The organism is Streptomyces sp. NPDC090127 (genome assembly GCF_044746945.1).
GTDB lineage: Bacteria > Actinomycetota > Actinomycetes > Streptomycetales > Streptomycetaceae > Streptomyces.
This window is the reverse complement of the sequence record NZ_JBIVDE010000002.1, coordinates 1-17,742: the sequence shown is the minus strand read 5'-3', so window position 1 is coordinate 17,742 and position 17,742 is coordinate 1. Positions and strand designations below refer to the sequence as shown.

Below are 17,742 nucleotides of genomic sequence, written 5' to 3'. Positions count from 1 at the left end.
GCTCTTCGACGAGAAGCCCGCCGCCCGCCTGGGCCACTTCGATTTCACCCCCGCACCACCCCTTGCTGTTCCTGCTCCGCCCGCCCGGCCCGGCGACCTTCACCGCCCGCGCGGAATCCGGCCCGTTCCCCAGCCAGAGCGGCTCCAGGCCGAAGGCCCCCGGCGCCATCGGGACAGCTCACCAGTGGACGACCCACGACCCCGAGGTCCTGGCCGAGTGGCCCACCCACGACCTCAAGCTGCTGTGGCCACACCTCACCGGCCCGGAAAAGAGCTGACAATGGCCTCGTACGCGAAGGACCCGCGCTGCACAAAGTGTGGGGCGAGCAGGGCCCGGCCCCTGTCCAGCGCGGCTCGGTCGCCCTGATGACTCAGGAATCTCGGGCGGCCGTGGCCACGGGCAGCGCCTGACGCTGTTCGGGCACCCACCGCGGTCCTGGTCGCGGTCTGCAACAGGATCTCTGAGACACGGGGGACCACAGTGTCCGCGTTGCGCCCCTGACCTGCGAAAACATCAAACCGAGTGGGACGGTGGGGCGTGTTGGACGGCGGTGTTGCACGAGGCCTCACAGGCCGGCAGCCAGCACGAGACCCCGGGAACGTACGCCGTGACGTCCCGGGATCTCTGTGTACTTCGCTTGACCGTCCGATTGAACGACCGGTCGTAAGCCGTGTCACGCCCGCTCCAGGCTGAGGAGGTGATTTTGAAGGTACGGGGTCCTGCTGTTCGCTGATGGCTCCGCCCGCGTTCTCCACCTGCTTGAATGCGAGAGTGATCGAACTAACGATTGGTGTGGTCGCTGCAGCCCTCGTGGGATGACTGATGCGTCGGAAGCGACAGCAGAGGTCGACCGCGATATCCGCCGAGGAGTCGGCCGGGGTGCCTTGCATGCTCAAGTGGCCCACTCAGGGCTCTCGCTGGCGGGCGGGGCACCTGCTGATCGGCGATGGCCCCCTCGTCTGGAAGCCTTCCTTCGGTAAGCGGGAAGCCGTTCTGCCGGCCGATCTGTGTCAGGCCGGGGTGCGCTCGCCCTCACTGCGTGAGACGGTGGCGGTCAACCCGGGATCCCGGATCGTGGAATGCGATTCGTCCGTCGGGGAGGTTCTGATCGCGGTCATGCCGCTGGAACTGGACCATGTGATCAAGGCTCTGGAGAGCGCGTAGCCTGCTGCTCATGCTGTCGGCTGAGGAGTAGTCAGCCGGCGGGCCGGTTCTTCTTCGTCCAGCTGTCGGTGCGGGGGCCCTTCCGGGACAGGCGCCGGGTCATGAGGGTGATGAAGGGGCCAGTTCAGATGGGCTTCTGCGTGCCGGGGCGGGCGCTCGAAGTCCCGGCAGTTGCGGCGGCCGTTCATGATCCAGCCAATGGACCGTTCGACCTTCCAGCGCCGGGGCAGCACGGCAAACCCCTTGACGCCTCGGGGGCGGAGGACGGGCCGCAGGGTCAACCACTGGTGATCCTGCGTCCAGGAGGGCAGCAGGAGGCCCGTGGGTTCAGGGAAGCCGAAGTCTGTTCAGCGGGAACTCGCGGGCCGGTCCGTGTGCATCAGCCCGGCGAATCCGTGGGTTCGGCACGAACCGTGGGGTGGGCTGCGAGGCGGCGCGCTTCGACGGTGACCTCGGCATTGACCTGGTCCACGGTTCTGTCGCCGTATTCGAGGGTGTCGTACTTGTCGTCGAGTTCGGCGAGGCGCTCGGTCAGGGGCAGCTCATGTCCGTGGCGCTGGTGAATCCGGAAGGTGAACTCCCGAGGCGTGAGCTCTCCGGCGAGCATGCGGCGTGCGAGGGCTCGGGCGGCGGCTTCCTGACCGGCCTCGCTGCCGACCGGATAGAAGGCGAGGCCGAGTTCGTCGAGTGCTGGGGGAAGCAGGTCGTGGACGTCGTAGTCCGCCTCGGCGCGCGTGCAGGCGGCGAGCATTCGAAGGCCGGGGGTGTCGAGTCCGGCTACGAGCGCATCACAGGCGGCATTCACCACGTCGCTCGCGCGGATGTCCCCCATGCTCCAGAGAGCGGCATGGTCCTGTAGAGCGGATGCTGCTGCTTCGGTCGACGTCACTCGCCCATGATTTCCTTCACGGTGCGTCCAGGTCGAGCAGATTTCATCGACGGTGCTGTTCAGCGGCCTGTTCCAGCAGGGCTCGTGCGGAGTCCGCGTAGCGCATCGCGGTCTTCTCGCCGAGCCCGGAGACCTCGGCGAGATGCAGTGGGTCAGGCCCGTGGGTCAGGGCCTCTTCGAGCTGCCGGTCAACACGGAGCCTTCAAGGGTGGCGTCCTGTCCACGCCCTGCGCCCCATGACCAAGGTGGCGGCACAAGGTCGCGGGGCTGGCCCATACCCGTGATCACGGCCCCATCCAATACCTGCCCGCACGCAAACGTGCAGGTCAGCGTATTGAATGGGGCCATTTCTCTGTCCATGGTGGGACCGCTTGCCCAGGAGCACCGGGGCAGCGAGGGCTACATGGAGCGGACGGGCGTGCTGTGGCCGGCCCCGAAGGGCTGGCTGGCTGACCTCCTGGTCGACCCGCACGGCGGCCACGGCGACGGGGCGCCCGGGTCCGCCTGGCGTGCGCCCTCGGGATGGCCTTCGGCGGCGGGCTTCGGCGATCGCGACGCCGGCTCGGGCGGTTGCCGTTCGCTCAGGGTTGCGGTGGTCCCCACTTGCTTTTAATTGACAGTTGCCCATTAATAGAACCGGGGGGTGGGTGACCGAGGACCCTCAGCGTGCGCGACGCACGCCGACCGACAGTGAGGTGCAGACCGTGCCCCGTACCGAACCGTGCCGTATGGCGGACAGGCCCGCCGAGTACCAGCGCCTCGGCCTGGCCAAGGGAGATATCGCCCAGTGGGAGGACGGGTTCCGTTCCGCCCCGGGGGGCCCTGGCACCTTCGAGTGGTGGTACTCCGACTACGTCCTCGACGACGGCTCCACCCTGGTGATCAACTTCATGGCCAAGGACTTCCGCAGCGCCAAGGGCGTCAACCAGCCCGCAGCCCCGGTCGTCACCTTCGAACTCGACCGACCGGACGGCACCCGCATAGAGCACACCTCGAAGCCGCACCCCGACGACTTCTCCTTCGCCACCGACCGGTGCGACCTGCGGATCGGGAAGAACACCTTCGCCGGCGACCTGCACACCTACCGCATTCACGTGGACCTCGACGGCATCACCGCCGATCTCACCCTGACCGGCCAGGTCCCCGCCTGGCGTCCCGAGACCGGGCACATCCTCTTCGGCGACGGGGACAGGCAGAAGTACTTCGCCTGGCTGCCGTCCGTGCCCCAGGGCACGGTGGAGGCGACGTTGACCCTCGACGGCGTCACCGAGACCAGGACCGGCACCGGCTACCACGACCACAACTGGGGCGACGCCGACATGGCCCGCCTCATGCACCACTGGTACTGGATGCGCGCGGAAGCCGGCCCGTACACGGTGATCGCCTCGCACATCACCGCGGCGAAGAAGTTCGACTCCGCCGAGGTCCCGATCTTCGTACTCGCCAAGAACGGCGAGATCCTCGCCGACGAGGGCTCACTGGTCCGCTTCACCAAGAGTGACGAGCAGACCGACCCGGTCACCGGCAAGCCCGTCGCCAACACCGTTGTCTACGACTACGACGCGACCCAGGCGGGCGGTGACCGCTACCGGGTGACCTTCCGCCGCCAGTCCACGATCGTCCAGGACCGAATGATCGAATCCCTCAAGGGAGCCAAGCGTCTCCTGGCCGCGGCCGCCGGCTTCAACGGCGCCTACCTCCGCTTCACCGGCCAGGTCAGCGTCGAACACCTCACGCCGGGCACGGCCCCCGAGAGCCTGGAAGCACCCGCCCTGTGGGAACTCATGTACTTCGGCAAGCACTGAACCAGTAACGGAGAAGAGATGAAGAGAGCGATGCGAGCGGTACGGATCAGCGGGTTCGGCTCTGCCGGGGGCGTCCTCGACTACGCCGACGTGCCTGTCCCGCGCCCACCGGGCAAGGGCGAGGTCCTGGTACGCCTGCGGGCCACCTCGGTCAATCCGATCGACTGCCGGCGCCGCGGCGGCTACGGCCGTGCCCTCCTGCGCCTTCGCGGCATCGGAGGCTTCCCGCAGATCCTCGGCAGCGATATTTCCGGCGAAGTCGTGGCTGTCGGCCCCGGAGTCAGTGAACTCCAGACCGGTGACGCCGTGTTCGGCGCGAAAAGCCCGTCCATCCACGGCACCTATGCCCAGTACTGCCTGGTCAAGGCTGCCGAAGTCGTACGGAAACCTGCCTCGCTCTCCTTCGCCGAAGCAGCCGCTCTGCCCTATGCGTTCCTTTCCGCGTGGGCGGGGCTCACCGACGCGGGCTTCCGCGCGGAAGCCGCCACAGGCCGACGGGTCTTCCTCCAGGGCGGCACCGGTGGCACCGGCGTCGTCACCCTCCAGGTGTGCAGGGCGCTCGGCGCCCACGTCGCCGTCACGGCAGGCCCGCAGGGCATCGATCTGTGCCGCCGTCTGGGCGCCAACGAGGTCTTCGACTACCGCACCCAGGACTTCAGCCAGCACCTGGACCGCTACGACTTCGCGATCTGCCTGGCCGACCAGGCCGAAGAAGCCAAGATGATCTCCATCCTGCGTCCCGGGCCCGGCGCCGGATACGCCACGCTCGTCCATCCCCTGATGAGCCTGGTCGACGCCAAAGGCCTGCTGCGCGGTGGAATCCAGGCAGTCCGCATCTTCCTGCGGGAACGAAGCAGTCAAAAGCGCCACCGCCGCGCGTACGCATGGAGCCTGTTCCGCCCCGACCGCGCGGCTCTTGAGCTGCTCGCCGAGCTGGCCGAGAAGGGCACCGTCCAGGCGGTCATCGATCGCACCTACCCTCTGTCCGCGATGGCGGAGGCCCATGAGTACTCCGAGAGCGGCCGCGCCAAGGGGAAGATCGTGATCGAGGTCGAATGACGACTGACCGGAATACCCGGACCCGGCCATCACGTGCCTACGATGAACCCATGGTCAAGGCAGCACGCACCCGGGGTCGCCCGCGCAAGGACGAAACCCCCGCCCCCGCGGAAGAGGTGCTCCAGGCCGCGCTGCAGGCGTTCGCCACCCATGGGTTCCAAGGCGTTTCGCTGCGCACCCTCACCGAGGAGCTGGGCGTCAGCCACAACCTGCTCCACCAGAGGTTCGGCTCCAAGCAGGCCTTGTGGAAGGCCGCCGTCGACTGGGGCTTCGGGCTCCTGGTCGCCGAGCTCCTCGCTTCCGACGACGAGTCGGCGCCGCCGCCGGACCGCCTGCGTACCTTCGTCCGCACCTTCGCGCGCTTCTCGGGCCACCACCCCGAGCTCCTGCGCCTGATGAACATCGAAGGAGGGCACCCCGGCGAGCGACTCGACTACATCACCGACACCTATACCGTCCCCGTCGTCGCACGCTTCCTGCCGATCCGCGACGAACTCGTCCACCACGGTGAGATCCGTCCCGTTCCCGCCGAAGTCATCTTCTACATGATCACTTCCGGCGGCGGCGCGATGTACGCCAGCCGTGCCCAGGCCGAACGCCTCTTCACCGCCGCGCCACTCGCGCCCGACCACATCGACGCGTACGCCGACACCGTCGCCGATTTCGTCATGAACGCCCTGCGCCCCTAAGGCGGACGCTGCCCGCCCGAACCCCGCGTCCTCATCACCCCGCCCCGCGGCGGCGCCGAGCGCCCCACGCGGGTCGAGCAGCAGCCCTCGACGACCGCCCGGCCGCGGTCGCATCCCGTCCGCTCGAACAGGGATCCGCCGACCCCGAGCCCATCATCGTGAACATCGCCCTGCCCTCACCCCAGCAGGACGTGGGCCTCAGCGACGGCAACCGGGCCCTTTGCCGAGCCGCACCGCTTGCGCCTGGCATGCGCTCGGGCCGACCGGCCCTGTTACCTTCTCCCGCCGGCATTCGTCATGGGTGTGACGGCCGAACACGAACGGTCGTTGCCAACGAGGGAATTGAGAACAGGATGCTGACCAACATCATGTACGTGACGATCTACGTCACCGATCAGGACCGCGCGCTGGAGTTCTACACCGAGGGACTCGGCCTGGAGAAGCGGCTCGACTTTCCGGGGCCCGACGGACGTTTCCTCACCGTCGGCGTTCCCGACAGCCCGGTGGAGATCATCCTGTGGTCGCATGCGCCGGCCGCGGGACAGCCGGGCGGCGCGGGCGCGCCGGGCCCGCTGATCCTCGAATCCGAGGACTTGCGAAAGGATTTCGAGATCATGCGCCGACGCGGCGTCGTCTTCGAGGAGTCCGGACCCGTGGACTATCCGTTCGGGGTCCGCGTCGAGGCGGTGGACCCGGACGGCAACCGGATCTCGCTCCGTCAGTCGCGCAAGCCGTGACCTCCCATCCGTCCGGCCTCGTGACCGAGGCGTTCGAGGCCCAGCGCGACCGGCTGCGCGCCGTCGCGTACCGCGTGCTGGGCTCCCACGCCGATGCCGAGGACGTGGTCCAGGAAGCCTGGATGCGCCTCGCACGCCAGGACGCGGCCACCATCGGCAATCTGGCAGGCTGGTTGACCACCGTTGTGGGCCGAATCAGCCTGGACCTCCTGAGATCCCGTCAAGCCCACCCTGAAACCGCCTACGAGGGCGGCGATCGGGATGATGATGACCGAGCGCGGCTTGGTCGCCCCGGCTGCCGGCGGCAGCGTCCTGGCCCAGTGGGAGACCATCCGCACCACGGCCGCGCCCGAGCTCACCGGGCACGTGAAGGCCGTGTCGTTCGACGAGGAGACTGGCCGCCTGGACGTCGTTTCCTCGGCGGCCGCCGGCGACCCGGCCCGGCGAAAGCGGCCGACGCGCTCTCCCGCGTCTTCACAAGCCCAGCCGGAACGACCCGCTGCGCCCGCATACCCGGAGCAGTGACCCCGCCGGTTCAGCTCACCAGCCGCCGAACACCGCCCGGAACCAGACAATCGCACGTCAGAGGCATTGTCAGTGGGGCCCTGTAGGGTCCGCGGTCTACGCGGAAACCACTCTTTGATCAATGACGGAGCCCTCGTGCCTCTCATCACCGAGTACAGCACCAGCGCCCGGCCGGATCATGGGCTCGTGGAGGTGTACGACTCGGACGCCTACGTCGGCAGCGACGAGGCGTACTACCGGTCGAGGACCCAGGTAGTCGCCGGAGACGGCTATCACCTCTACTTGCAAACCCGCCAGCCCGACATCGCGGTACAGGTGACCATCAGGGTCTGGGACACCCCCCAGCAGCCCCCGGAAGACGCGGAGGGCACGGTCCCTGTCTCTCTGGAATCGGAGACGGGCCAGCTCGTCATCAGCCAGGTCACTTTCGGGCCGGCGGGCGAGATGGCCTTGCCCCGACCTGGCGTCTACGACGGCCACGCGGCATGGAGCGGGCGAGAAGCCACAGCTGCCTACTACAACACGTGTACCCAGCGCGGTTCCCAGGAGCAATCGGACGCGGAACAGATTGGAGCAGCGTGGAGACAGTGCCCTACGACTGAGCAGTACATCCTCGACCTGTGGTTCGTACGTGAATCCGAACCAGAGGACGACGGGGACCAATAGCCTGCGCCCACCAGCGCGTCGAGCGCCCTTTCCAGCCCCTCCGCGCCTGCGGCCGCGTCCGGACCAGGGATCGGCGACGGGCAGGAGTTCGGGTCGCGGGTAGGTCCGCTGCAACCTCGCCCGCATCGTCGGCGAGACGGACGCGTGATCGGCTGCATAGCCGACAGGTGTGGTGGCACGCTGAGCTGGGATGAAAGGTGGGGGTCCGTGCGGAGTGACAGGCGGCAGATTCAGACGGCAGTTCTGGGTAGCGCGGGCTCGGAAGAGCCGCTGATGCTGCCGCTGGAAGCGATCGAACTGGACGCCTTCCGCCGGCAGGACGACCACGACACGTTCTGGTGCGGGCTGCTGCTCGGAGGCTGTGGTCGTCTGGTGACCACCAAGCTGTATACCGACCGCGTCTGCCACTTCTCTCACTTCCGGAACCCTGACGGGCACCCTCACCTGTGCGGACGAAGCACTCGTGGCGTGGCGAGCGCCGACCATCTTTACTTGCGCGGCCGATGGTCAGGGAGGCCAGGCGGCGGGTGCGCAGGAGGTCGTAGGGCGGAGCGGCCGATCTTGAGGCGGGCCATGACCTCGGGAACGGTGAGGAGTTCGTCGTCACGCACGAGTCGCTACCTCCTGTTCGCCCGTCGGGCCGCCGCCGATGAGTGCGGCGAGGCGTTCGAGGTCAGGGGCCAGGCCGGTGCCGTCGTAGGCCCAGTGGGCCAGGACGAGGGTCGTCGGGGCGGCCGGAGGGGTGTGGCGGCGATGCCAGGCGGCGCGGGCGGCCCAAAGGGCGCCGAGGGTGGTGGAGTAGGCGCGGGTTGTGGTGGAGAAGTGGCCGCGGAAGCCGAGCATGTGGGCCCACTTACGCAGGCTCAGGTGCTTGAGGTCGTCGCGCGCGCCGAGGGTCCAGGCAAGGCGGATCATTCGGCGGCGTGCTCCGGCATGGTCTCCAACCAGAGTTCGGAGACCCTCTTCAGTCCGTGGTCGAGAGTGCCGGTGGCGGCTTCGGAGCCCTTGGTTGCGTACTTGGCAACGTATCCGTCGACCTTGCCCTCGGTGAACATGATCCCGCCGTGGAAGGCGGAGGACCGGATGCCCCTGGTGTCGATCTGCTCGCCGAAGGCGAAGGGGTGGGCACGCCGTCGACCTCGGGCCCGTCGATGTGGGCCGGGTAGCCGCGAGACGGATGGCATCGCCGAGGAGATCGAGCGTTACCCAGCCGGGCGGCGGGGTGTAGGACCGTCGTTGCGGATAACGGCGTGGAAGTGGATCAGTCCGCGCTGCTGGTACTCGGCGACATTGGCGTACGAGACCCGGACGACCTTAAGGAGTAGTTGTTGCGGGACACCGGCTGCGGCGGCGATGGTGCGGGGCGGATGGAGCATGAAGGGGGCCCACAGTGCCGGGGCGTGCGCGTTCCAGCCGGTGTATTCGTGCCGCTCGGAGCGAGCGGGGTGCCGAGGAGCGGGTCGCCCTTGGTGTGGGTGCGTCCGCAGCGGCAGTGGGCGGAGCCTCCGGTGGGTCGGCCGTGGACCGGGCCGTACGACGGTGCGGCGAGCGCCTTGTGACGGCGCTCCGCGCTGGGCTTCGCCCATCCTGGGCAGCTCGCCCCGCCCCTGGACCTGGCTGGCTATCGGGCGGCCCCTCCCGAGTGGCGTCCGTCCGCAGGCCAGTGGCTCGGGATGGGGAAGCAAGGTGACGGGTGGGACGTCTGTGAGAACCTGCCGCGTCTCGCTGCGTACGCTGCGAGCATCGAGGTGTTTTCGAGGAAGAGCTGCGGATGACTGAGAAGGCGTCTGTTCCCGGGTCGCGCCGGGACTTGGCGATGCACAACGACTGGTGGGTGTCGGGCTGGGAGCACGTCCTGCCCCGTCAGGGCTTCCCGCTGACCATGCTGATCGGGACGGCGTGCCAGCCCGGTTTCACCGGCTCACTGGACGACCTGGTGCACGAGATCTTCGACGGGCACTGGGACATGATCGGCGGCAACCTCGACGGCCCCCTCACCTTCTCCTGGCCGGATGAGGAATGGGACTACGAGGCCGCGCCGGAGGGCCGCGAGGCGTGCGAGGCGGCCCGCTGGGAGCAGTTCAGCGCCATGCTGACGACAGCCGGGTTTCCGGTGCCCAGCACCGTGCGGGAACTGTCCGAGCTCTACCTGACGTGGGGCCTGGCCAGCCGCGAGGAGATGCCGGAAGGTACCCGGTGGTCGATGCCCGCCGCGCTGCCGCTGCCCGGCGATCTGCTGCCCCTGGACCCCGAACTCACCGAGCGCCTCGACGGGATCCGCTGGACGATGCGCACAGGCCCGCTTGTCAACACCCTCATCGTCCACCTGGTCGATGATCTGGGTGAACCGACAGAGACCCTCACCTCGCTGGACCGGCTTGCGGCAGCCACGGACCAGGACGTCGACGACGTTCGGCTCGCTCTCGCGGAGCTCGTGAAATCCGGCAACGCCACTGTCCAGCGCGGCGAGGAGCCGGCCGACGCGGAGCGCCTGGAGGCCCACCGCCGCTTCCGCCTGGTCATGGACTGGGAGCACTTCCACGAGAACCGCATCCAGGTCAGCCGCGGTGACTGACTGATCGTTTCAGAATGAAACGCTTGGCCAGAGAGTTGCGCGCTGCGATGATGCGGACTCGACTGGGTCGTGGGGGATGGGGACACCAGATGACGCGATGGCAGCTCTTGCATGGAGACGTCCTGGTCGGTGAGCTCAGCGAGTACGGCTGTGATCAGCCATTCTTCCTAGCGCGCTTCGCTTCGGGGCCGGGCTGGGAAAGCGTGAGGTCGTTGTTCGAGGCATGGGCGGCCTACGAAGGCCCTGACCCTGATGGGCTCAGGTTCGTCGCCCTGGCCAAGCCGTTGCAGGATCTGGGGCTCACGCTGGCTCCAGTTGACGGCCACCCTCCGTTTCAGCTCTTCAAGGACTGCATCGTGCGTATCAACGGGTCTGAGGCCCGTCTCCGCTACTGGCGCGATTGACCGCCCGCTGGAGCCGGTGCAGGCATATGAGGCTGCAGGCCAGTTCGAGCAGGCCCTGGTGGAGATCGGCGCGTCGTTCGTAGCGGGTGCGGAGTCGCTTGAACTGGTGCAGCCAGGCGAAGGCTCGCTCGACGACCCACCGCACTTTGCCCAGTCCGGAGCCGTGGGCGACGCCACGTCGGGCGATCACGGGTTTGATGCCGCGCTTCCACAGCAGGCGGCGATACTTGTCGAAGTCGTAGCCACGGTCGGTGTACAGGCGCCGGGGCTTGCGGCGGGGACGTCCGCGCAGTCCCCGGATCGAGGGAATGGCGTCGAGTAGCGGCAGGAGCTGGGTGACGTCGTGCCGGTTGCCGCCGGTGAGCGTGACGGCGAGCGGGGTTCCGTAGCGGTCGACGATCAGGTGGTGCTTGGAGCCCGGGCGGGCACGGTCGACAGGCGAGGGGCCGACATGATCCCCCCTTTGAGGGCCCGAACATGAGAGCCGTCCACGGAGCAGTCGTCCAGGTCCAACGAGTCCGCGCGGCGGAGTTCGGCCAGCAGAACGGCGTGCAGGCGTGGCCAGACACCGGCCTCGGTCCAGTCCCGCAGCCGGCGCCAGGCCGTCACCCCGGAGCAGCCCACGGCCTCGGCCGGGACATCGCGCCACGTGACACCGGTCCGCAGCACGAACAGGATTCCGGCGAGCGCCACACGGTCGGGAACACGCAGCCGTCCGGGATACCGGCGGCGCCGTTCGGGAGCGGGCGGCAGGAGCGGAACCACCCGCTCCCACAGGACGTCAGGAACAAGATCAGCACGCACCCGGACACCCTGCCGACCAAGATCGTCGGACACAAGACCCACAGCTCAACTCATTCTGAAACGATCAGTAAGGCGGGCAAGGCAAGTGAACGAGTCGGAGGTCCCGTGGCAGGAACCGGTCAGGCTGGTGGCGGCGAACGTGGTGGCCTGGCGCCGGTGCGGGACCGGCGGCCAGGAACTGCGCCCGGGGACGAAGTTCTTCAAGGGCGGGGCGAAGGTGTACGTGACCGGCGTGTACTGGGGGCCGGGAGGCGAACGGGTCACGGTGATCGGACGTGAACGGCATACCAGCCGGTGGATCGTCATCGACACGGCGACACGCCACCTCCACACCTTCCGGCCTAAGCTCGTCCACACTCCAGGCCTCCTGAAACGGCTGCACGAGACAGGACACGGGCACGGGCTCGACGCGGACCACGCGGCGGACGTCTCCGCGACGCTGGAACGGTACGCGCACCAGTACCGCGCCGCTACGGCGCCGGGCAGTCCGCACCCGGACCGATGCCCGTGCCACGCCTGCCTCACAGGTGAGCCCGGTGGTCGAGGGCACTGCGCTTGATCGACTGATCAGTGGATTGAATACACCCGCACGGTCAGTGATCACTGATGCGATGTGGGGCCAAACCTCACGGACGCGCAGTGGGCGGTGCTGGAGCGGCTGTTGCCGACGGGCGCCAGGGCGGGACGGCCGCCGGTCTGGCCTCGGTGACAGTTGATCGACGGCATACGGTTCGGGTCCGGACCGGAGTTCCGTGGCGGGACGTGCCCGTCGCGTACGGTCCGTGGGGCCGGATCTGCGACCTGTTTCGCTGATGGCAGCGGGACGGCACCTGTCACCGGATTCTCACCCGTCTTCAGCCCCTGGCCGACGCGGAAGGTGCTATCACGTGGACCTGAGCGTCGACTCCACGGTGTGCGCTCATCAGCATGCGGCCGGGCCCGCAAGCAGGGCGACCTGCAGAAGGAGCCGCCGGGCAGCGTGTCTACCGAGCCCGGTGATCACGGGCTGGGACGCTCGCGCGGCGGGTTCACCACCAAGCTGCACCTGGCCGTCGAGCAGGGCCAGAAGCCCATGTCGATCGTGGTGACCGCCGGACAGCGCGGGGACTCGCCGCAGTTCGAACCCGTGCTGGAGAAGGTCCGCGTGCCTCGCATCGGACCGGGCCGGCCACGCGTCCGCCCCGACCGCATGAGGGCCGACAAGGCGTACGCCTCCCGCGAGAACCGCGCCTACCTGCGCCGCCGCGGGATCCGCTGCACCATCCCGGACAAGGCCGAACCAAGCCCGCAATCGCCAGAAGCTCAGCTCCCGTGGAGGCCGGCCGCCGCGCTTCGACCCCGCCGACTACCCGAGCGCCATGCGGTCGAGCGCGGGATCAACGGCCTCAAGGGGAACCGCGCTGTCGCCACGCGCTACGACAAGCTCGCGGTCCGCTATGAGGCGACGGTGCTGGTCACAGCGATCAACCGATGGCTATGAGCCTGTCTCGCGCGTCATCACGTAGGTGTTCCCGATGTCGGGCTCGCCGTAGAAGAAGAACAGCTTCAGCTCGTCGTTCTGATCGCGGTCCACGTAGAAGGACCACGAGTATGTCGATGGGGGTTCAGGAGTCGAGGTGTCAGTGGCCGTCGCGGGGGAACGGCTCTCCACTCGGGTCCGGGCTGTCAGCGCGAGCCGGACGACCTGTCCGCCGTCGTCGTCAGCAGTTGCCAGGTTCCCGTACCGGAGAGGCGCCACCCGTCAACACGGCCTAGGCTTGTTCTTTTTCTTCCGGTCTCGAACGGTGTCTCGAACTGAGTCGCTCACCTGGGGGTTCGCCGGACGTGGGGGCGGCCTTCGTCTGATCACGTGCTCCGACCAAGGTGCACGTGACCAAGACGAAGGCTGTGAGGGGGAGTCTGCTGCCTGATGCTGTTCGGAGGGAAGCGTTCGCGGAAGCGTCACGCTTCCGGGGAGAGGTCTACAGGTGTCTGACCGCCCGGCGTGACGAGTTGTTCGACCTGGCGGACGCGGTGCTGTGTGCGGACGGTGCGGTGAAGTCGCCGGTGGACTTGACGCTGCTGCGGGAGCATCGTCGTGGGCATGGAGCGATGTACGGCGGCCTGAACCACGGACGGGTCGACGTCGTTCGGCTGCGGAGGCTGCTGGCCGGGCTGTCGTTACCGCGTTTCGAAGGCGGGCGCCTGGTCCTGGCGGTCGATGTGTCGCCGTGGCTGCGTTCGGACGCTCCGTGCTCGGCGGAGCGGCTCTTCTGTCACGTCTACAGCCGGGCGAAGACGGCCTCGCAGTTCATTCCGGGCTGGCCGTACTCCTTCGTGGCCGTGCTGGAGCCGGGTGCCACGTCATGGACCGCGATCCTGGACGTGGTCAGGCTCGGCCCGGTGCCGGTGGACGACGCCACCGCAACACCGCGGGCCAGCTCCGCGGAGTCGTTGAACGGCTCATCGCCGCGGGCCAGTGGCAGGCCGGGGACCCGGCCATCGTGATCGTGAGCGATGCCGGCTATGACGTCACCCGTCTGGCCTTCCTGCGCGATCTGCCGGTCGAGCTCGTTGGCCGGGTCCGTTCCGACCGGGTCATGCGGCTGCCGAAGCCACCGCGGATGCACGGCGTCAATGGCCGGCCGCCCAAGCACGGACCGGAATTCCGCTTCACCATGCCCGAGACCTGGCCCGAGCCCGCGATCACCACGGTCACCGATACCACCAACTACGGCAAGGGGAGACCCAGGCGTGGGACCGGTTCGACCCCCGGCTCACCCACCGCTCCTCCTGGCTCGACTATGACGGGGAACTCCCGTTGGTTGAAGGCACGTTGATTCGGTTGAAGGTCGAGCACCTGTCGAAGGAGCGGGATGCCCCGCCCGTGTGGTTGCGGTCCTCGAAGATCGGTGCAACTCCGGACGATGTGGACCGTTTCTGGCAGGCATTCCTCCGCCGCTTCGATCTGGAGCACACCTTCCGCTTCGCGAAGCAAACCCTGGGCTGGACCACTCCAAAACTCCGTACTCCCGAGGCTGCGGACCGCTGGACCTGGATCCTGATCGTCGCTTATACCCAGCTCCGGCTTGCCCGGCCGCTCGCCGCGGACCTCCGCCGGCCCGAGGGTTCAGGAACGTCCGCGCTCACCTCGCCTGCCCGACCCGTGTTCCCAAACCCCGAGGCGCCGGCCCCGGACGGCCACCCGGCGCCAAGAACAACACCGGGCACCCCGCTACGACGTCGGCAAGACCGTCAAACGACCCGAGACCCTCAAGGCCACCGGCAAGCCCGGAAGATGTTGGTAGATGACCTCTCGCAGTGAGGGTTGAGCGTTCTCACCGAAGGTTGGTGAGAACGAGGTGTTCGCGCCCACGGTCGAGTGCCTGGAATCTCTTCTCTTGTACCGGATCCGCGAAGATAGGGGACATGGAAAGCTTTGCGCCGCTGAGCGTCCTTATCCTTCGTCCTGTCCTTCCGCATCCGAAGGCGATGAAGAAGGGGGCGGGTATACGTCCGCTGATCGATGGCCGCGACGTGTTGCAGGAGAGCCACCCGGATGGCGATTCGAGTTGCTATCAGGAGAGGTGGTTCGGTTCGCCCGAGACGTGGCCGCTGTGGGCCGGCGACGAGCCTCGGCGTGTCGAGCTGTCGAACAACGACTGCGACACCGGCTGCTGTGGAGGAGTGTTCGTCACCATCCAACGCTTTGGCGATCTCGTCGAGTGGACAGACTGGGAGAACACTAACGACAACCGGGTCCCGGTCCCGCCCGAGATCCACTTCGACGCCGCGCAGTACGACGCCGAATTGGTCAGGGTCGTAACGGACCACGGCTGGGAGGAGCCCGTCGACACCGCAGCACGCCTGCTGGCCGAACGGATCGCGGCCTCCGACTGGTGTGAGCGGTGGAACTGCGAGCGGTTCACGCTCGGCATCCGTGTCAGTGAGCGCGGGGATTCTCCTAAAGTGATCATGCACTTCGTGACCGACGGGTTCGGTCCGGGCGGGGTGTCCCGCTGGCATGTGATGCCAGTGTCCATGCAGGAGCCCGTCGGCGACCAGGTGCGGCGCTTCGTTGAGCAGATCACGGCCACGGACCCCCGCGAGAGCGCACAAGGCCGCTGACACATGGCGGGTGGGAACCGCCCGCCGACCGAGGCCGCCAGGTCACAGCCACTCAGACTGCGATGAGAACGCTCAACCTGCGAGGGCAGAGTAGATAAAAAAACAAACTAAAAGAGCGTTTTGTCCCGGCAGGGGTGTTCGAGAAGTTGACGGGTTGGTCGCCGTTCGGGACTGCTCTGACCCCAGGAGGGGCACTTCTGACAGGATGACGTCATGTTCGATTTCAGCATCGCGGGCTACCAGCCAGCATGGTTGGACGGCCGTAGTGAAGTCGTGCAGGAGCATGGAGTCGTCTGCGCGGTCTTGCTGGCCGGAGGCTCACGAGAGTCTGGATGGTCTGGGACCTCAGGGATGACGAGTGGTTCTGCGACTGCCCGGTGCTGTTCGACTTCGATGGCGAGCAGGTCGAGATCAATCATCAAAAGCTCGGCGAGCTCTCCCTCACGTTGAACATGATCGACCCCACCCGACCAGTCCGGTGGCCTGGCTTCGACCTGCAGTAGCGCCCCGAACCTTTCCCCGGACTGCACGCTCTGCTGGGGCTGCCCCTCAAGGGGGCCGAACTGCTCGAATGGACAGGCGGGGATGCCGCCCAGGGAAAGGTCGACATCAGCTTCGCCTTCGGTTCGGGTCGCGTCACCGTCTTCAACGCACTCGACGAGAACGGGGTGAGCTTCGACCCTCCCGGTCCGAGCCACCGGTCCCACCCGTTGCACCGACGCGGTCGGTGTTCAGGCATCACGCCAGTTCAGGGTGGATTCCCTAGAGTCATTCCGTTATGAGTTCTTACTGTGAGAACGCGTAGGTTCGGACGGGGTCGAGGTGCAGTTCGTAGGGCCCGAAGCAGTCGGCCGCGAGGGTCGCGACCGGAGCGCCGCAGGGGCAGGCTCGGTTGAGCCCCTCGTCGCCTGTCGGTCCGCAGCACCCATTGCTTTTCTCCCAGTTGGGCAGTGGCTGAAGGCCGGCGGCGTCGTCGGGGTGCACCAGCACTGTGTGTCGGCTGCCCGCCGAGATGACGAAGCCTTCTTCACGGCAGACCACTGGCCCGCGCGACTGAGCCGGCTGCGGGTGCTCCTGATCGTCCTGCACGACGTAGGGAGGTCCCCAGGGCTTGGGATCGATCGCGTAGTGGCCCCGCGGAACGGTGGAAGGTGCCCGGCGTCTCTCCTCGTTCCGGTCGCGCTCGTCGTCGGAGACGTCAGGGATGGCGGCAAGCTTGGCCAGCTCCGGCGTGATCGCGGTGCCGCACTTGGAACAGAGGAATACGGTCATCCCCTCGTTGTAGTGCTCAGGACTGCCGCTTCGCATCCTCGTTTCGCTGCTCGGAGTCGCTGCGCGCGTGTGGCGCTGGCGGACCGGGCCGCTGCCGTCCGCGCATCCCGGGCACGTCATCAGCGGTTGGCAGGAGCCAAACTCGATTCTTTAAACGGAATTCTTTTACAGAAATCAATTTTGATGGCACGTCAATTAGGCGCCCTCTACTGGTAGTATTTGAATTGCAGTTATGGCTTGCTTGGTGGGAGGGCGGCGGGGGTGCCGGAGCGGAGTATTGAATTCGGTAAGTTTGGTGCTCGTGGTGTGAAGGGGCATGAGTTGGTTGCCCGTCAGTTGGATGAGTTCGCGGGTTTTGTGGCTACGCCTGTGGAGCAGCGTCGGGGGTTTCTGGCGCGGTTGAATTATCTGACGCGGAGTGAGCATGCGCGTCAGGCGGCGCGGGTGGCCGGCCTGACGGTCACGGACCGCACGATCAAGGCTTGGAAGGCCGGCGAGCGTGCGCCTTCCCGGCGGAACCTGGAGCGGGTGGAGGCCGCTTACCTGGCTGTTCGGCGTCAGAATGTGGCCCGCTACCTTCTGGCTCGGTTGAACCGGCAGGGACGCGGTACCAGGGTGGAGCTCCACCCGCTCGTGCAGTCCCAGGTTCCGAGGCCCCATCAGAGGTACGTAGAATACCGGCACTTGAACGTTCGCCGCTGGGACCGAATCGTCTCAGCCTGGGCCGATAACGATATTCAGCGCATGGATGATGTCTGGGTCAGCGATGTGACCCAGGATCTCGGCTCGCAATGGGGCCAGTACGAATACGTTTCCAGTATCGGCTTTTCCGCCTGAATTCCAGAATTCGGAAAACCGAAGCACCGAGCCACCCCACCCCTAGCCAGCCGCTTTTCTGGAATTCGCGGAGCGAATTCCAGCGATCGGATCGCGGAGCGATCCGATCCAGCGTCACGGAGTGACGCTCTATCAACTGCCCTGCGGAGCAGGGCAGTTGAACCGCCGCGTAGCGGCGGCGCGTCGCGTCTGCGGAGCAGACCGCGCG

17 protein-coding genes and 3 pseudogenes are annotated in these 17,742 nt (G+C 67.3%); 14 read left to right on the top strand and 6 right to left on the bottom strand.

The genetic code is table 11. The annotated features are described in order from the left end of the window. Positions 1–62: 62 nt before the first annotated feature. Positions 63–278 (top strand): hypothetical protein, encoded by a 216-nt coding sequence (locus tag ACIPPS_RS05725; RefSeq protein WP_401427282.1) that lies wholly within the window; start codon positions 63–65, stop codon positions 276–278. Between the two features lie 611 nt (positions 279–889). Continuing rightward, a complete protein-coding gene (locus tag ACIPPS_RS05720; RefSeq protein WP_401427280.1) occupies positions 890–1,165 on the top strand; it encodes a hypothetical protein in 276 nt (91 codons plus the stop codon). Positions 1,166–1,544: 379 nt separating this feature from the next. Here the strand turns inward: ACIPPS_RS05720 and ACIPPS_RS05715 are convergent, their stop codons facing one another. Beyond that, positions 1,545–2,054 carry a hypothetical protein gene (locus tag ACIPPS_RS05715; protein WP_401427277.1) on the bottom strand — a complete coding sequence of 170 codons (510 nt, stop codon included), beginning with the start codon at positions 2,052–2,054 and terminating at the stop codon, positions 1,545–1,547. 728 nt (positions 2,055–2,782) lie between these two features. Between ACIPPS_RS05715 and ACIPPS_RS05710 the strand changes: the two genes are divergently transcribed. The 6 genes and pseudogenes from ACIPPS_RS05710 to ACIPPS_RS05685 all read left to right on the top strand — a co-directional run bounded on the left by ACIPPS_RS05710 (position 2,783) and on the right by ACIPPS_RS05685 (position 7,535). Then, positions 2,783–3,859 (top strand): lipocalin-like domain-containing protein, encoded by a 1,077-nt coding sequence (locus tag ACIPPS_RS05710; RefSeq protein WP_401427275.1) that lies wholly within the window; start codon positions 2,783–2,785, stop codon positions 3,857–3,859. A gap of 30 nt (positions 3,860–3,889) precedes the next feature. After that, positions 3,890–4,918 (top strand): zinc-binding dehydrogenase, encoded by a 1,029-nt coding sequence (locus ACIPPS_RS05705; protein WP_401427273.1) that lies wholly within the window; start codon positions 3,890–3,892, stop codon positions 4,916–4,918. A gap of 50 nt (positions 4,919–4,968) precedes the next feature. Further along, positions 4,969–5,607, top strand: coding sequence for a TetR/AcrR family transcriptional regulator (locus tag ACIPPS_RS05700; RefSeq protein WP_401427271.1), 639 nt, complete (start codon positions 4,969–4,971; stop codon positions 5,605–5,607). A gap of 158 nt (positions 5,608–5,765) precedes the next feature. Further along, the gene (locus tag ACIPPS_RS05695; protein WP_401427269.1) at positions 5,766–6,344 is read left to right on the top strand and encodes a VOC family protein; all 579 of its coding nucleotides are present in this window, start codon (positions 5,766–5,768) and stop codon (positions 6,342–6,344) included. Continuing rightward, positions 6,341–6,592, top strand: a pseudogene (locus ACIPPS_RS05690) (sigma factor); the annotation flags it as partial. The gene ACIPPS_RS05695 and the pseudogene ACIPPS_RS05690, both read left to right, overlap by 4 nt. A gap of 412 nt (positions 6,593–7,004) precedes the next feature. Continuing rightward, positions 7,005–7,535 carry a hypothetical protein gene (locus ACIPPS_RS05685; RefSeq protein ID WP_401427266.1) on the top strand — a complete coding sequence of 177 codons (531 nt, stop codon included), beginning with the start codon at positions 7,005–7,007 and terminating at the stop codon, positions 7,533–7,535. 487 nt (positions 7,536–8,022) lie between these two features. Here the strand turns inward: ACIPPS_RS05685 and ACIPPS_RS05680 are convergent. The 3 genes and pseudogenes from ACIPPS_RS05680 to ACIPPS_RS05670 form a co-directional block, all read right to left on the bottom strand. Next, positions 8,023–8,146, bottom strand: a pseudogene (locus tag ACIPPS_RS05680) (excisionase); the annotation flags it as partial. Then, complete coding sequence (locus ACIPPS_RS05675; protein ID WP_401427264.1) at positions 8,139–8,450, bottom strand: replication initiator; 312 nt, start codon at positions 8,448–8,450, stop codon at positions 8,139–8,141. The gene ACIPPS_RS05675 and the pseudogene ACIPPS_RS05680, both read right to left, overlap by 8 nt. After that, positions 8,447–8,719, bottom strand: coding sequence for a replication initiator (locus tag ACIPPS_RS05670; RefSeq protein ID WP_401427262.1), 273 nt, complete (start codon positions 8,717–8,719; stop codon positions 8,447–8,449). The genes ACIPPS_RS05675 and ACIPPS_RS05670 overlap by 4 nt, the downstream gene beginning before the upstream one ends. Before the next feature lie 587 nt (positions 8,720–9,306). Between ACIPPS_RS05670 and ACIPPS_RS05665 the strand changes: the two genes are divergently transcribed. Then, the gene (locus ACIPPS_RS05665; RefSeq protein WP_401427259.1) at positions 9,307–10,110 is read left to right on the top strand and encodes a DUF6042 family protein; all 804 of its coding nucleotides are present in this window, start codon (positions 9,307–9,309) and stop codon (positions 10,108–10,110) included. Between the two features lie 363 nt (positions 10,111–10,473). On the opposite strand, the gene ACIPPS_RS05660 is transcribed toward ACIPPS_RS05665, so the two are convergent. Continuing rightward, a protein-coding gene (locus ACIPPS_RS05660; RefSeq protein ID WP_401429481.1) for an IS5 family transposase occupies positions 10,474–11,318 on the bottom strand; the annotation gives its coding sequence in 2 pieces (ribosomal slippage) (positions 10,474–10,989 and positions 10,992–11,318; 843 coding nt in all). A 979-nt stretch (positions 11,319–12,297) separates the two neighbouring features. On the opposite strand from ACIPPS_RS05660, the gene ACIPPS_RS05655 reads away from it, so the two are divergent. The 4 genes and pseudogenes from ACIPPS_RS05655 (at position 12,298) to ACIPPS_RS05640 (ending at position 15,928) form a co-directional block, all read left to right on the top strand. Beyond that, positions 12,298–12,798, top strand: a complete 501-nt coding sequence (locus tag ACIPPS_RS05655; RefSeq protein ID WP_401427257.1) for an IS5 family transposase — start codon at positions 12,298–12,300, stop codon at positions 12,796–12,798. Between the two features lie 419 nt (positions 12,799–13,217). Continuing rightward, a pseudogene (locus tag ACIPPS_RS05650) lies at positions 13,218–14,605 on the top strand (NF041680 family putative transposase). Positions 14,606–14,726: 121 nt separating this feature from the next. Further along, entirely contained in the window at positions 14,727–15,425 is a 699-nt protein-coding gene (locus ACIPPS_RS05645) for a hypothetical protein (protein WP_401427255.1), read from the top strand. 332 nt (positions 15,426–15,757) lie between these two features. Then, positions 15,758–15,928, top strand: coding sequence for a hypothetical protein (locus ACIPPS_RS05640; protein ID WP_401427252.1), 171 nt, complete (start codon positions 15,758–15,760; stop codon positions 15,926–15,928). A gap of 283 nt (positions 15,929–16,211) precedes the next feature. On the opposite strand, the gene ACIPPS_RS05635 is transcribed toward ACIPPS_RS05640, so the two are convergent. Then, on the bottom strand, positions 16,212–16,697 hold the full coding sequence (locus tag ACIPPS_RS05635) for a hypothetical protein (RefSeq protein WP_401427250.1): 486 nt from the start codon (positions 16,695–16,697) through the stop codon (positions 16,212–16,214). Between the two features lie 261 nt (positions 16,698–16,958). Here ACIPPS_RS05635 and ACIPPS_RS05630 point away from each other — a divergent pair, with 261 nt between their 5' ends. Then, positions 16,959–17,534 carry a transcriptional regulator gene (locus ACIPPS_RS05630; protein ID WP_401427248.1) on the top strand — a complete coding sequence of 192 codons (576 nt, stop codon included), beginning with the start codon at positions 16,959–16,961 and terminating at the stop codon, positions 17,532–17,534. Positions 17,535–17,742 lie beyond the last annotated feature (208 nt).

Coding starts and splice junctions, on each gene's coding strand:
- ACIPPS_RS05645 (WP_401427255.1), top strand. CDS start 14,727: ATGGAAAGCTTTGCGCCGCTGAGCGTCCTTATCCTTCGTCCTGTCCTT.
- ACIPPS_RS05705 (WP_401427273.1), top strand. CDS start 3,890: ATGCGAGCGGTACGGATCAGCGGGTTCGGCTCTGCCGGGGGCGTCCTC.
- ACIPPS_RS05665 (WP_401427259.1), top strand. CDS start 9,307: ATGACTGAGAAGGCGTCTGTTCCCGGGTCGCGCCGGGACTTGGCGATG.
- ACIPPS_RS05700 (WP_401427271.1), top strand. CDS start 4,969: ATGGTCAAGGCAGCACGCACCCGGGGTCGCCCGCGCAAGGACGAAACC.
- ACIPPS_RS05640 (WP_401427252.1), top strand. CDS start 15,758: ATGGTCTGGGACCTCAGGGATGACGAGTGGTTCTGCGACTGCCCGGTG.
- ACIPPS_RS05720 (WP_401427280.1), top strand. CDS start 890: ATGCTCAAGTGGCCCACTCAGGGCTCTCGCTGGCGGGCGGGGCACCTG.
- ACIPPS_RS05635 (WP_401427250.1), bottom strand. CDS start 16,697: ATGACCGTATTCCTCTGTTCCAAGTGCGGCACCGCGATCACGCCGGAG.
- ACIPPS_RS05670 (WP_401427262.1), bottom strand. CDS start 8,719: ATGCCATCCGTCTCGCGGCTACCCGGCCCACATCGACGGGCCCGAGGT.
- ACIPPS_RS05675 (WP_401427264.1), bottom strand. CDS start 8,450: ATGATCCGCCTTGCCTGGACCCTCGGCGCGCGCGACGACCTCAAGCAC.
- ACIPPS_RS05710 (WP_401427275.1), top strand. CDS start 2,783: ATGGCGGACAGGCCCGCCGAGTACCAGCGCCTCGGCCTGGCCAAGGGA.